The organism is Methylobacterium sp. JK268 (genome assembly GCF_054052225.1).
Genome location: NZ_JBSVZN010000045.1, coordinates 29,934 through 44,969, shown reverse-complemented (window position 1 = coordinate 44,969; position 15,036 = coordinate 29,934). Strand labels below are relative to the sequence as shown.

At 70.0% G+C, this 15,036-nt stretch carries 6 protein-coding genes; 5 read left to right on the top strand and 1 reads right to left on the bottom strand.

Translation table 11 applies throughout. The features are described 5' to 3' along the window. Positions 1–238: 238 nt before the first annotated feature. From ACW9J6_RS31900 to ACW9J6_RS31880, 5 genes are all read left to right on the top strand, one after another. Positions 239–3,607, top strand: a complete 3,369-nt coding sequence (locus ACW9J6_RS31900; RefSeq protein WP_457120347.1) for a maltotransferase domain-containing protein — start codon at positions 239–241, stop codon at positions 3,605–3,607. A 162-nt stretch (positions 3,608–3,769) separates the two neighbouring features. Next, the gene (gene treS, locus ACW9J6_RS31895; protein WP_457120346.1) at positions 3,770–7,036 is read left to right on the top strand and encodes a maltose alpha-D-glucosyltransferase; all 3,267 of its coding nucleotides are present in this window, start codon (positions 3,770–3,772) and stop codon (positions 7,034–7,036) included. Next, positions 7,033–9,333 (top strand): 1,4-alpha-glucan branching protein GlgB, encoded by a 2,301-nt coding sequence (gene glgB / locus ACW9J6_RS31890; protein ID WP_457120345.1) that lies wholly within the window; start codon positions 7,033–7,035, stop codon positions 9,331–9,333. Before treS ends, glgB begins: the two co-directional genes overlap by 4 nt. Positions 9,334–10,338: 1,005 nt before the next feature. Next, positions 10,339–11,550, top strand: coding sequence for a pyridoxal phosphate-dependent aminotransferase (locus ACW9J6_RS31885; RefSeq protein ID WP_457120344.1), 1,212 nt, complete (start codon positions 10,339–10,341; stop codon positions 11,548–11,550). 660 nt (positions 11,551–12,210) lie between these two features. Continuing rightward, complete coding sequence (locus ACW9J6_RS31880) at positions 12,211–12,795, top strand: hypothetical protein (protein WP_457120343.1); 585 nt, start codon at positions 12,211–12,213, stop codon at positions 12,793–12,795. Positions 12,796–12,878: 83 nt separating this feature from the next. On the opposite strand, the gene ACW9J6_RS31875 is transcribed toward ACW9J6_RS31880, so the two are convergent. After that, positions 12,879–15,026 carry a sodium-translocating pyrophosphatase gene (locus tag ACW9J6_RS31875; RefSeq protein ID WP_457120342.1) on the bottom strand — a complete coding sequence of 716 codons (2,148 nt, stop codon included), beginning with the start codon at positions 15,024–15,026 and terminating at the stop codon, positions 12,879–12,881. Positions 15,027–15,036: the final 10 nt, after the last annotated feature.

Below are 15,036 nucleotides of genomic sequence, written 5' to 3'. Positions count from 1 at the left end.
CTCTCCCGTGCGGGAGAGGGGTAGGGGTGAGGGTCCAGGTGGTTCCGCACGTTAACTGACCCGTCCCACTGCCCGCACTGCCGCTCAGCTCGATTGCGGCACGGTTCGGGACCCTCACCCCTGCCCCTCTCCCGCACGGGAGAGGGGTTCCCCGCGCAGCAGCCCGCCAAGGTCACCGGAGCGTCGCGGCCCTCGGGCAGACGACGCCCCACGAGAGGATGCAGGCAGGATCGGTCCGATGAACGCACCCCGCACCAGCACCACGCCCGCCGAGCGCGCCGTGACGCCGCTGCCCGCGACCCTCGCGCCCCCGGCCACGGGGCCCCGCATCTACAACCTGTTCCCGCTCCTCGTCGGCCGGGTGCGGGACTGGACCGCGGAACTGCCCCGCATCGCCGCGATGGGCTTCGACTGGGTCTATCTCAACCCCTTCCACCAGACCGGCGGCTCCGGCTCGCTCTATGCGGTGGGCGATCCCGACCGGCTCGACGAGCGCTTCCGCGATCCGGACGGGACGCCGGACGACGACCAGATCCGGCGCTTCGTCGCCGCGGCGGGCGAGCACGGCCTGCGGGTCATGACCGACCTCGTCGTCAACCACGCCGCCAATGACGGTCGCCTCGTGCGCGAGCGGCCGGACCTCTTTCTGCGCGGCGCGGACGGCACGCCGGTCAGTCCCTCGGCGGTTGATCCCGACGACCCGACCAAGGTCACGGTCTGGGGCGACCTCGCCGAGTTGGACTACCACGCGGAGGCGCCCCGCGCGGCGCTCACCGCGTACTGGGACGGCTATGTGGGCCGCCTCCAGGCGCTCGGCGTGAAGGGCTTCCGGGCCGACGCCGCCTACAAGGTGCCGCCCGACGTGTGGCGCGCGCTGATCGGCCGGGCCAAGGAGCGCGACCACGGCGTGCTCTTCGCGGCCGAGACGCTGGGCTGCACCTTCGAGGAGGCCCGCGCCACGGCCGGCGCCGGCTTCGATTACCTGTTCAACAGCTTCGCCTGGTGGGACCTGAAGGCGCCCTGGGCGCTGGAGCAGTACGAGCGCCTGCGCACGATCGCGCCCTCGATCGCCTTCCCGGAGAACCACGACATGGCCCGGCTCGCCGCCGGGGTGGACGGGGGTCCGGAGGCGGTGGCGCAGCGGCTGAAGACCCGCTACGCGCTCGCGGCCTTCTTCTCGGCCGGCGTGCTGATGCCGATCGGCTACGAGTGGGGCTACCGGAAATCCCTGCACGTGGTCGAGACCAGTCCCGCCTCCCGCGAGGCGCAGAGCGGCATCGACATCTCGGATTTCGTCGCCGCGGTGAACCGCCTGCGGGCGGACCTGCCCGCCGCCAATGTCGAGGGCGCGCAGTGGCGGCTCTCGGCCCCGGATGCGCCCTACGTGGCGCTGCTGCGCCTCGATACCGGCCATCCGGGCTCGGCGAACCACGCGGTGATCGTGCTGTTCAACCCCGGCGACCGGAGCGTCGCGGTCGATGCCGGGCCGCTGATCGCCCGCACCGGCGGCGAACTCGGCCCCTTCGAGGACCTGACGCCCGAGGCGGCGCCGCTCGCCTTCCGGCCGGACGTGGCGATCGACCTTCCCCCCGGCGCCGTGCACATCCTGGCGGCGCGGCGCATCGCGGCGCCCGCGCTGCCCAAGCGAAGGAAATCGGAGCCCTCCGGCGAGGGGAGGATGATCATCGAGGCGGTGACGCCGGAGATCGACGGGGGCCGCTCGGCGGTCAAGCGCGTGGTCGGCGAGCGCCTGCGGGTCGAGGCCGACATCTTCACGGACGGCCACGACGTCATCAACGCGGCGGTGCTGTCGCGCCTGGCGGGCGAGCGGGAGTGGCGCCGCGACCCGATGGTGTTCACCGACAACGACCGCTGGGGCGGGTCCTTCCCGCTCGCCCGCAACGCCCGCTACGAGTACACGGTCGAGGCGTGGCGCGACGACTTCTCCACCTGGCTGCGCGGCCTGGAGAAGAAGCGCCTCGCGGGCGTCGACGTGCATCTCGAGACCATCGAGGGCGTGGCGCTGGTCCGGCGCGCGGCCGAGCTCGCCGAGGGTGCCGACGCGGAATTGCTGAAGGGGCTCGTCGCTGCCCTGGAGGCGGACGCGCCGGGCTCGGAGACGCAGCGGGTGCGGATCCTGGAGCACCAGCGCCTGATCCACCGCAATTCCGAACGGGTGAACCTGTCGCGCTACCCCGTCGTGCTGGAGGTCTTCGCCGACCGGCTCGCGGCGCGGTTCTCGGCCTGGTACGAGATCTTCCCGCGCTCGCAATCCGGCGACCCGAACCGCCACGGCACCTTCGACGACGTGATCGCGCGGCTCCCCGCCATCCGCGAACTCGGGTTCGACGTCCTCTACTTCACGCCGATCCACCCGATCGGCCGCAAGAACCGCAAGGGCAAGAACAACTCGCTCAAGGCCCGCGAGGGCGACGTCGGCTCGGTCTACGCGGTGGGCGCGGAGGAGGGCGGCCACGACGCGGTCCATCCCGAACTCGGGACGATCGAGGATTTCCGGCGCCTCGTCGCGGCGAGCCACGCCTACGGCATGGAGATCGCCCTCGACTTCGCCATCCAGTGCTCGCCGGACCATCCCTGGATCAAGCAGCACCCGGAATGGTTCGACTGGCGGCCGGACGGCACCATCAAGTACGCCGAGAACCCCCCGAAGAAGTACGAGGACATCGTCAACGTCGACTTCTACCGGGAGGGCAGCCTGCCCGCGCTCTGGATCGCCCTGCGCGACATCGTGGTCGGCTGGGCCGACCTCGGCGTGCGGATCTTCCGGGTCGACAACCCGCACACCAAGCCGATCCCGTTCTGGGAGTGGATGATCCGCGACGTCAACGAGCGCTTCCCGGACGTGCTCTTCCTCGCCGAGGCCTTCACGCGGCCGAAGATGATGAAGAAGCTCGCCAAAGCCGGCTTCCAGCAGAGCTACACCTACTTCACCTGGCGCAACACGAAGCAGGAGCTGATCAGCTATTCCGAGGAGCTGGCCGGCGAAATGGGCGAGTACTACCGCCCGAACTTCTTCGCCAACACCCCGGACATCAACCCGTTCTACCTGCAGACCAGCGGGCGGCCGGGCTTCGTCGTGCGCGGCACGCTGGCCGCCACGCTGTCGAGCGTCTACGGGATCTACAACGGCTTCGAACTCTGCGAGGGGACCCCGATCCCGGGCAAGGAGGAGTACCTCGATTCCGAGAAGTACGAGATCAAGGCCTGGGACTACGAAAGACCCGGCAACATCCGCGACCACATCATCAAGCTCAACCGCATCCGCCGCGAGAACCCGGCGCTCTGGGACTTCCGCAACGTGGTGTTCACGCCGGCCTGGAACGACCAGATCCTGGCCTACCTGCGGGCGACGCCGGAGCGGGACAACGCGGTGTTCGTGATGGTCAACCTCGACCCGAAGAACCGGCAGGAATGCACCTACGATGTGCCGCTCTGGGAACTCGGCCTGCCCGACGACGGGGCGGTCGACGTCGAGGACCTGCTGCAGGGCTACAAGTTCCAGCTGCGCGGGAAGACGCACCGCATCGCCCTCGACCCGGCCGAGCGGTCGGTCGTGATCTGGCGGTTGCGGCGGGTTGCGGTCTGAGGCCGCCCGTGGCAGCACCACCGGCGGCCGGCGCGGGCGGCTCCCGCCTCCCGCCGGCCGCAACCCGCCGTCTCCCGAACTCCCCCCGGCATCAGGCGTTCACGCGGGACCCGACCGTCCCCAGCCCGGCGTCGGATTCCGGTCGAACGAGGCTCTGACGCGATGATCGATCGCAGCGATCCGCAATGGTACCGTGACGCCATCATCTACCAGGTCCACGTCAAATCCTTCTTCGACGCCAACAACGACGGCATCGGCGACTTCGACGGGCTGACCGCCAAGCTCGACTACATCCGCGACCTCGGGGTGACGGCGATCTGGCTGATGCCGTTCTACCCCTCGCCGCTCAGGGACGACGGCTACGACATCGCCGACTACAAGGGCATCAACCCGTCCTACGGGACGATGCGCGACTTCCGGCGCTTCGTGCGCGAGGCCCACGAGCGCGGGCTTCGCGTCATCACCGAGCTCGTCATCAACCACACCTCGGACCAGCATCCCTGGTTCCAGCGCGCCCGCAGCGCCCCCAAGGGCTCGAAGTGGCGCGACTTCTACGTCTGGTCGGACACGGACGAGAAGTACCGCGACACCCGCATCATCTTCCTCGACACCGAGGCCTCGAACTGGACCTGGGACCCGGTCGCCAAGGCGTATTACTGGCACCGATTCTACTCGCACCAGCCCGACCTGAACTTCGACAACCCGCGGGTGCTCGAAGCGGTGATCGAGGTGATGCGCTACTGGCTCGACATGGGGGTGGACGGGTTGCGCCTGGACGCGATCCCCTACCTGATCGAGCGCGAGGGCACGAACTGCGAGAACCTCCCCGAGACGCACGTCGTCATCAAGAAGATCCGCGCGGCCCTCGACGCCGGCTACCCGGACCGCATGCTGCTCGCCGAAGCCAACCAGTGGCCGGAGGAGACCGCGCAGTATTTCGGCGACGGGGACGAGTGCCACATGGCGTTCCACTTCCCGCTGATGCCGCGCATGTACATGGCGATCGCGCAGGAGGACCGGCACCCGATCACCGACATCATGCGGCAGACGCCGGAGATCCCGGAGGGCTGCCAGTGGGCGATCTTCCTGCGCAACCACGACGAGCTGACGCTCGAGATGGTCACCGACAAGGAGCGCGACTACCTCTGGAGCTTCTACGCCGCCGACCGCCGCGCCCGCATCAACCTCGGCATCCGCCGCCGCCTCGCGCCGCTCCTGGAGAACGATCGCCGCAAGATCGAGTTGATGAAGTTCCTGGTGCTGTCGATGCCGGGAACCCCCGTCCTCTACTACGGCGACGAGATCGGGATGGGCGACAACATCTATCTCGGCGACCGGGACGGGGTGCGCACCCCGATGCAATGGTCGCCCGACCGCAACGGCGGCTTCTCCCGGGCCGACCCGGCGCGCCTGTTCCTGCCCACCATCCAGGACCCGATCTACGGCTTCGACGCCGTCAACGTGGAGGCCCATAGCCGCGCCCAGACGAGCCTGCTCAACTGGACGCGGCGGATGATCGCCATCCGCAACAACCACCGCTCCCTCGGGCGCGGCACGCTGCGCTTCCTCTACCCGTCGAACCGCAAGGTGCTGGCGTGGCTGCGCGAGATCGACGACGAGCGGGTGCTCTGCGTCGCGAACCTGTCGCGGGCGCCGCAGGCGGTGCAGCTCGACCTCTCGGAGCTGCGCACCTCGGTGCCGGTGGAGCTGACCGGCGGCACCGCCTTCCCGCCGATCGGCGACCTGCCCTACCTGCTGACCCTGCCGGCCTACGGCTTCTACTGGTTCAACCTCGCGCAGGGGGCGGCGGAGACGGCGCCGCGCGCCGAGCCGCCGGAACTGTTCACGCTGGTCCTGACCGGCGGCGTCGACACGCTGATCCGAGGCCGCGAGCGCCAGGCCTTCGAGCGCACCGTGGCGCCCCGCTTCATCAATTCGCGGCGCTGGTTCGGCGCCAAGGGCTCGCGGATCCGCGCCGTGCAGGTGGTCGACAGCGCCACGCTCCCGGCGCCGTCGGGCAAGACCGGGTACCTGCTGCCACGGATCGCCGTCTCGCTGGCGAATGGCGAGCGGCAGGATTACTTCGTGCCGCTCGCCGTCGACGAGGGCCGCGAGGACGAGGCGCTGCTCGAACACGCCGTCGCCCGTGTCCGACGCGGGCCGCGGATCGGCCTCCTCTACGGGGCGGCCTCCGCGCCGGACTTCGCGCTGGCGATGGTCGATGCCATGCGGCAGGGCCGCGACCTCCCCTCCGAGGCGGGGCGGCTGGAATTCCGCACCACGTCGCTGTTCGATCCCGACCTCGACCTCGACCCGGCCGATATCCGCCGCCTCTCGGCCGAGCAGAGCAACACCTCGATCGCCTTCGGCTCGCGGCTCATGCTCAAGCTCCTGCGCCGCCTCCAGACCGGGACCCATCCGGAGGTCGAGGTCGGCCGCTTCCTCACCGAGGTGGCGGGCTTCCGCAACACGCCCGCGCTGCTGGGCACTGTCGAGCACGTGGCGCAGGACGGCACCCGTACCGCGCTCGCCCTGCTCCAGGCCTTCGTGCGCAACCAGGGCGACGCGTGGCGGCTGATGCGCGAGTACCTGCGCCGCGACCTCGACGCGCTCGTGCTCGCGCCCGAGAGCGAGGCGCCGCCGCCCGAGGAGGTGTTCGGCACGCATCTGCGCTGGGCGAGCCTGCTCGGCCAGCGCACCGCCGAGATGCACCGCGCCTTCGCCACCGAGACGGACGACCCCGCCTTCGCCACCGAGCCCTTCATGGCGGAGGACCTGGCGGCGCTGGCATCCGACACCCGCCGCCAGGCCGAGAAGGCGATGCGCGGGCTGGACGGCCTCCCCCGCACCGCCTCCGAGAGCGCCCGCGAGGCCGCCGCCGCGATCCTGGGGGCGCGCCGCGAGATCGACGGGGCGATCGAGAGCCTGTCCCGCCACGCGCCGGTCGGGGCCTTCAAGACCCGCATCCACGGCGACTACCATCTCGGCCAGGTGCTGGCCTCGCAGGACGACCTGATCATCGTCGATTTCGAGGGCGAGCCCTCGCGTCCCGTGGAGGAGCGGCGCGCCAAGGCGACGCCCCTGCGCGACGTGGCGGGGGTGCTGCGCTCCTTCGCGTATGGCGGGGAGACCGTCACCCGCGAACTCGTCTCCCGCTTCGCGGAGGCCGAGGGGCGCACCGTCGCGGCGGTGGCGGCGTGGCGGACCTTGATCGAGGGGGCGTTCCTGGAAGCCTACGGCCTCACCGTGCGCGGCAGCCGCGCCGCCGTGACGGACGACGCCACCCATGATCGCCTGCTGCGGCTCTGCCTGCTGAACAAGGCCCTCTACGAGATCGATTACGAGGCCAACAACCGCCCGGACTGGATCGAAATTCCCGCCCGCGGCGTCCTCTCCCTGCTCGACGAGATGAGAAAGGTGCCCGAATGACGGTCGACGCGACCCGCGCCCCCTCGCCGGCCCCGGCCGCCCGGACCTCCCAGAGCGCCGCGATGCCGGCCGCTCCCGAGACGTCCCGCGCCGCCGTGCCGGCCCGCCACGCCGGGCTGCACCCGGACGCCATCGAGGCGATCATGGCGGCGAACCACGGCGATCCCTTCGCGGTGCTGGGGCCGCACGAGGTGGCGCCGGGCCAGTGGGAGGTGCGGGCCGTGCTGCCGGAGGCGCGGGCCGCCGCCCTGGTGATCGGCGACACCCGCGTCGAGATGGAGCGCCGCCACCCGGCCGGGTTCTTCGTCGGCGCCGTCGCGCATAGGGGCCGCCCCGATTACCGCATCGCCGTCGAGGCCTGGGACAACACCGAGCGGGTGCGGCGCGACCCCTACGAGTTCGGCGCGACGCTGGCCCAGGACGAGATCGCCCTCCTGCGCGACGTCGGCAACGACGCGGTGCAGCGGGTGCTCGGCGCCCAGGCGGTCACGATCGGCGGCGTTGCGGGCTTCCGCTTCGCGGTCTGGGCGCCGAATGCGCGCCGGGTGAGCGTGGTCGGCGACTTCAACGACTGGGACGGGCGCCGCCACCCGATGCGCCTGTGGCAGGACGGCGGCGTCTGGGAACTGTTCATCCCCGACCTGCCGGCGGGCCGGCACTACAAGTTCGAGATCCGCGGCCCGGACGGGTCGCTGCTGCCGCTCAAGGCCGATCCGGTCGCCTTCGCGGCCCAGCAGCCCCCCGAGACCGCCTCCCGCCTCGTCGGGCGCCCGCAGCCGCACTGGCGCGACGGCGCCTGGATGGGGAGCCGCGGCAAGGCCGACCACCGCAACGCCCCGATCAGCATCTACGAGGTCCATCTCGGCTCCTGGGCGCGGGTGCCGGAGGAGGGGAACCGCTACCTCACCTATCGGGAACTGGCGGCTCGGCTGATCCCCTACGTGAAGGAGATGGGCTTCACCCATATCGAATTGCTGCCGATCACCGAGCACCCGTTCGACGGCTCCTGGGGCTACCAGCCGGTCTCGCTCTTCGCGCCGACGAGCCGCTTCGGGTCGCCCGAGGACTTCGCGGAGTTCGTGAACGCCGCCCACGAGGCGGGGATCGGCATCCTGCTCGACTGGGTGCCGGGCCACTTCCCCCTCGACGCGCACGGGCTCGGCCTCTTCGACGGCACCCACCTCTACGAGCACGCCGACCCCCGCCAGGGCTTCCACCAGGATTGGGGCACCTACATCTACAATTTCGGGCGCACGGAGGTCTCGGCCTTCCTCGCCGCCAACGCCCGCTTCTGGCTGGAGGAGTACCACCTCGACGGCCTGCGCGTGGATGCGGTCGCCTCGATGCTCTATCTCGACTACTCGCGCCGGACGGGCGAGTGGATCCCCAACCAGTACGGCGGGAACGAGAACCTCGACGCCATCAACTTCCTGCGTCGGACCAACGAGGCCACCTACAGCCACGCGCCCGGCACCATGACGGTGGCGGAGGAATCGACCTCCTGGCCGGGCGTCTCGCACCCGACCTACACCGGCGGCCTCGGCTTCGGCTTCAAGTGGAACATGGGGTGGATGCACGACACCCTGCGCTTCGTCTCGAAGGACCCGGTGCACCGCCGCTACCACCACAACGACCTGACCTTCGGGCTGCTCTACGCCTTCTCGGAGAACTTCATCCTGCCGCTCTCCCACGACGAGGTCGTGCACGGGAAGGGCTCGCTGCTTGGCAAGATGCCGGGCGACCGCTGGCAGCGCTTCGCCAACCTGCGCGCCTATTTCGGCTTCATGTGGGGCCATCCGGGCAAGAAGCTGCTCTTCATGGGCGGCGAGTTCGGCCAGGAGCGGGAGTGGAACCACAACACCAGCCTCGACTGGCACCTGCTCGACGATCCCCTGCATCGCGGCGTCAAGGACCTCGTGCGGGACCTCAACCGCCTCTACGTGTCGACACCGGCCCTGCACGCGCGGGACACGGAGGCCGCGGGCTTCCAGTGGCTGGTGTCGGACGACGCCGACAACAGCGTCATCGCCTGGGCCCGCAAGGGCCGCAACGAGGGCGAGGTGGCGATCGTGGTCTCGAACTTCACGCCGATCCCGCGCCACGGCTACCGGATCGGCGTGCCGGCGCCCGGCTTCTACCGGGAGGCGATCAACACCGACGCCGAGGCCTATGGCGGCGGCAACGTGGGCAATTACGGGGGCGTCGAGGCCTCCTGCGATCCCTCGCACGGGCAGGCCTGCTCGCTCACCCTGTCGCTGCCGCCCCTGGGGACGGTGATCCTGGTGCGGGAGGGGTAGGACCGGGGGCGCGTTCATCACGGATGAGATGTGCGCGTCCATCCCACGTGGTGTGAATGGCACTTCGCACACCGACGAGGCACGTCTCTCCTCTCCCGACTGGGCTTGCGGATTCACACTTCGGGTGGTGCGCATGCCCTCTCCCCGCGTGCGGGGAGAGGGCCGCGACGACCTCGCCGTCGGCGCGGCGAGGCGGCGCACCGATCGCGGAGCGATCGGCCCGAGGGTAAGGGGGCGCTTCAGGACAGAGCACACCCGGAACCGCCCCCTCACCCTCGCCCTGCGGGCTCGCTGCGGACCCGACGAGGGGTCCGCAGCCCTCTCCCCGCACGCGGGGAGAGGGGAAACCCGCGCCTCATCCGGCGACGTGTGAATGAGCAAGCCCGAGTGGGAGAAGGGCCGGGAATCGAAGATCCCGCGTGAGGGTGGCTCGGCTTCAGGAAGTCTCCAGAACCGTCCCGTTTCCAGCGGCACGGCGCCCTCTTCTTGCGGAAGCGTCCGTCCCTCACCCCTACCCCTCTCCCACCCGGACTTGCGGATTCACAGAACGCGAAAAATACAAACAGGGTAGATACTTACGTCGGCACACGAGGGTTCCCGGGTATGGCGTGGGGAACCCCTCTCCCGTGCGGGTGAGGGGCAGGGGTGAGGGTCCAGGTGGTTCAGCAAGTATTCTGAAGCGTTCCGCTGCCAGCACCACAGTCGCCGCTTGATGACGGGACGGTCCGGGACCCTCACCCCTACCCCTCTCCCGCACGGGAGAGGGGATCCCGCGGGTCTCCTCGGTTCCGTTCAAGCGACTGTGAAAGAAGACATTTTTCATGTCGATAGGCGAAGTGTGAACACGCTAGCCCACCCGGAAGAGGGGATCCCGCGCCCCTGGACCCTGAGGGAGCCGAGTTGCGTCGCACGCCTGGTGCCGTGTCCGCCCAGAGGCTTGAGTCGGGGCAGGGAAGCGGGCAAGGCTCGGGGACGTCCCCGAATCCCGCCGCGAGCCGCCGCCCGATGATGTCGATTCCGAAGCCCTCGCGCCTGCCGCCCATGAACCCAACGGCGGCCGGCGTCCTTCCGAGCGGCATCGGCGAGCTGATCGCGTACGGCGCCGACCGCGAGGGCCTGATCCCGCTCTGGGTCGGGGAGGGCGACCGGCCGACGCCGGCCTTCATCGGCGAGGCCGCCGCCCGGGCGATCCGCGACGGCCACACCTTCTACACCCGCATGCTCGGAATCCCGCCCCTGCGCGAGGCGATCGCCGCGTACCTGGCGGGCGTCTACGGCGGGCGGGCTGAGCCCGAACGGGTCTTCGTCACGGTCGGCGGCATGCAGGCCTTCCAGGTCGCCCTCGCGGTCGCGACAGCGCCGGGCGACGAGGTGGTGATCCCGACGCCCGCCTGGCCGAACTTCTTCGGGGCGATCGAGGCTCACGGCGCCCGCCGGGTGATGGTGCCGATGCAGTTCGATCCGGCGGCGGGGTGGGCCCTCGACGTCGAGCGCATCGCCGCCGCGGTGACGCCCGCGACGCGCGCCATCGTGCTGAACTCGCCCGCCAACCCGACCGGCTGGACGGCGAGCCACGACGACCTTCGCGCCGTCCTCGCCATGGCCCGCCGCCACGACCTCTGGATCATCGCCGACGAGATCTACGGCCGCTTCAGCTTTGACCCGGCCCACGCGGCGCTCGGGCGCGGGCCCTCCTTCCGGGACGTCTGGGAGCCGGAGGACCGCGACCGGGTGCTGTTCGTCCAGACCTTCTCGAAGAACTGGGCGATGACCGGCTGGCGCGTCGGCTGGCTGGAAGGGCCCTCCGCCATCGCACCGATCGTCGACGGGCTCGTGCTCTACGGGACCTCGGGCGTCGCGACCTTCCTGCAGCACGCCGCCGTGGCGGCGATCCGGGAGGGCGGCGCGCTGGTGGAGGCGCAGATCGCGCAGGCGCGCGAGGGGCGGCGCATCCTGGCGGAGGGGCTGGGGCGGCTGCCGGGCGTCGAGCTGCCGCCGCCGGCTGGGGCTTTCTACGCCTTCCCGCGCGTGCCCGACGAGCCCGACGCCCGCCGCCTCGCCATGCGCCTCGTGGATGAGGCGAATGTGGGCGTGGCCCCCGGCACCGCCTTCGGGCCGGGCGGCGAGCGCTTCCTGCGCCTGTGCTTTGCCCGCAGCGCCGCCGATCTCGACGAGGCGGTGCGGCGGCTCGCGCCGGTGCTCGCCGCGGGACGGTGACCGTAGGGGCCGTCAACCCTACCCCGCACAGGGCACGGCTGTCCGGGAAAAGAAGAGGCACTTCTCCCCTCTGCCGAGTGGGCTAGCGTGTTCACACTTCGCCTATCAACATGAAAAAGCTGTTTTTTTGCAGTCGCTTGAACGGAACCAAGGAGACCCGCGGGATCCCCTCTCCCGTGCGGGAGCGGGGTAGGGGTGAGGGTCCCGGACCGTGCCGTCATCAAGCGAAGACGGTCGTGCTGGCAGCGGGACGCGTCAGAATACTTGCTGAACCACCTGGACCCTCACCCCTGCCCCTCTCCCGCACGGGAGAGGGGTTCCCCGCGCCAAACCCGGGAACTTTGTGTCTTGATGTAAGTATCTGACCTGTTTGTATTTTTCGCATTCTGTGGGTCGGCTAACCCGAGTGGGTGAGGGGATCCCGCGCCCACTGGAATATTGTAGATTATTGGAAGAATAGCCTTTTCCGGAGTTCAAGGCGCATCTCAGGGGGCCTTGGAGTGTCCGGGACAGCCCTGCCCCAGAAGGAGAAGGGCCACCGGTCGCGCGCCGGCACCCTGGTCGCCCGCGTGACGCGCCGCACAGACACCCTTCGTTCACCATCCGAGAGTGCGCGCCATCCTCACCGGGCCGAACGGAGCGCCCGAACGGGAGGCAGCGATGGCGAACGCGATCTCGATTGCGAGCAGCACGATCCTGCGGCTGGTGTTTCCGGTCGGGCTGCTCGTCCTGGCGATCCTGAACTTCGAATCCGTCAACCAGGCATTCCGGGACCTGCTCGCGATGACGGCGCGGATCCAGAGCATGAAAACGACCTGGGTCGAGTTCACGCTCAAGGACAAGGAGCACCTCGCCGTCTCCCTGGAGGGCCGCGAACTCCGCCACCTGTCGGGCGAGGCCCGGAAGGCGGTCATCGCGGCGGTCAAGGGACTGAACGGCCTGCGCGTCGAGCGCCTCTTCTCGATCGAGGACGGCAGCGTCCACTGCTCCTACGCGGCGCCGACGCCCGAGATGCGCATGTACGCCGCCGTCGATTTCGATCTGGAGGGCGCGGCGCTGATCCACTCGACGGTCAGCGCGGCCAGCCGGGCGGCCGTCGGCAAGTCCTACGAGCCGATCGGGAAGGCCCTCAGCTGCTACGAGATCCACCTGACGGATCTCGGCATTAACGTGAAGTCGGCGCTGCTCGGCGTGCTGCGGGACGGTTTCGACGGCTCGACCGCGAGCGCCGAGGCGAAGCCCTGAGGAGAGCCGCACCGGAAACGGGCGGGACCAGCGGCGGGCGATCGCCCGCCGCGGGTCCCGGTGCTTGGGCGCGGTCGCCCCGCTCAGCTATGCGCCAGGATCGCCAGCAGCAGCAGCGCGATGATGTTGGTGATCTTGATCGCCGGGTTCACGGCGGGGCCGGCGGTGTCCTTGTAGGGATCGCCGACGGTGTCGCCGGTCACGGCCGCCTTGTGGGCCTCCGAGCCCTTGCCGCCGTGATGGCCGTCCTCGATGTACTTCTTGGCGTTGTCCCAGGCGCCGCCGCCCGAGGTCATCGAGATCGCCACGTAGAGGCCGGTCAGGATCACGCCGAGCAGCATCGCGCCCACCGCCGCGAAGGCCTGGGCCTTGCCGGCGATCAGGTTGATCGCGAAGAACAGCACCACCGGCGACAGCACCGGCAGCAGCGAGGGCACCACCATCTCGCGGATCGCCGCCCGGGTCAGCATGTCGACCGCCCGCCCGTAATCCGGCCGGTCGGTGCCCTGCATGATCCCGGGCTTCTCCCGGAACTGCCGCCGCACCTCCTCGACCACCGCGCCCGCGGCCCGGCCCACCGCCGTCATCGCGATGCCGCCGAACAGGTAGGGGATCAGGCCGCCGAGCAGCAGCCCCACTACCACGTAGGGGTTGGAGAGCGAGAAATCGACGGTCAGGTTCTGGAAGTAGCGGTACTGCGTCGGGCTCGCGTTCTGAATGAAGTAGTTCAGATCGGACGTATACGCGGCGAACAGCACCAGGGCGCCGAGGCCGGCCGAGCCGATCGCGTAGCCCTTGGTGACGGCCTTGGTGGTGTTGCCGACCGCGTCGAGGGCGTCGGTGGACTTGCGCACGTCCTTGGGCAGGCCCGCCATCTCGGCGATGCCGCCCGCGTTGTCGGTGACCGGGCCGAAGGCGTCGAGCGCGACGACCACGCCGGCGAGCGCCAGCATCGCCGAGACCGCGATCGCGATGCCGAACAGGCCGGCCAGGGTGTAGGTGGCGATGATGCCGCCCACGATCACGATCGCCGGCAGCGCCGTCGATTCGAGCGAGATCGCGAGGCCCTGGATCACGTTGGTGCCGTGGCCGGTCACCGACGAGTAGGCAATCGACTTCACCGGCCGGTAGTTCGTGCCGGTGTAGTACTCGGTGATGACCACGATCAGCGCGGTGATCACGAGGCCGATCACCGCGCAGAGGAACAGGCTGAGCGAGGTGAAGGTCACGCCCGTGTTGGTGGTGAAGCTGGTGTTGAAGCCGCCGAACAGCACCACGTTGAGGCCCGCGATGGCGGCGATCGAGAGCACGCCGGCCCCGATCAGGCCCTTGTAGAGGGCGCCCATGATCGACTGGTTGGCGCCCAGCGTGACGAAGAACGTGCCGATGATCGAGGTGACGATGCAGGCCGCGCCGATCGCCATCGGGTAGAGCAGCATCGTCTCGAGCACGTTGCGCCCGCCGACATTGGTCTGGCCCGAGAAGAAGATCGCGGCGAGCACCATCGTGGCGACGAGGGTCACCGCGTAGGTCTCGAACAGGTCGGCGGCCATGCCGGCGCAATCGCCGACGTTGTCGCCGACATTGTCCGCGATGGTGGCGGGGTTGCGCGGATCGTCCTCCGGGATCCCGGCCTCGACCTTGCCGACGAGGTCGCCGCCGACATCCGCGCCCTTGGTGAAGATGCCGCCGCCGAGACGGGCGAAGATCGAGATCAGCGAGGCGCCGAAGCCGAGCGCCACCAGGGCGTCGATGACCTCGCGGCTCGCGGGCGAGAGGCCGAGCTGCCGGGTGAGGAAGGTGTAGTAGAGGGCGACGCCGAGGAGCGCGAGGCCCGCCACCAGCATGCCGGTGACCGCGCCCGACTTGAAGGCGACGTCGAGGCCGCCGCCGAGCGACTGCGTGGCGGCCTGGGCGGTGCGCACGTTGGCCCGCACGGAGACGTTCATGCCGATGAATCCGGCCGCGCCCGACAGCACCGCCCCGATCAGGAACCCGACCCCGACCTTGATGCCGAGGAAGTAGGCCAGCAGCGCGAAGAGCAGGATCCCGACCACCGCGATGGTGAGGTATTGCCGCCGCAGATAGGCCTGCGCGCCCTCGGCGATCGCGCCCGCGATCTCCTGCATGCGCTGGGTGCCGGCGTCGCGCCGCATGACGTCGTTGATCGTGTAGATGCCGTAGGCAACGGCGCAGAGGCCGCCCAGGATGATGAGCAGGAGTGCGGTCATTCTACCGTCC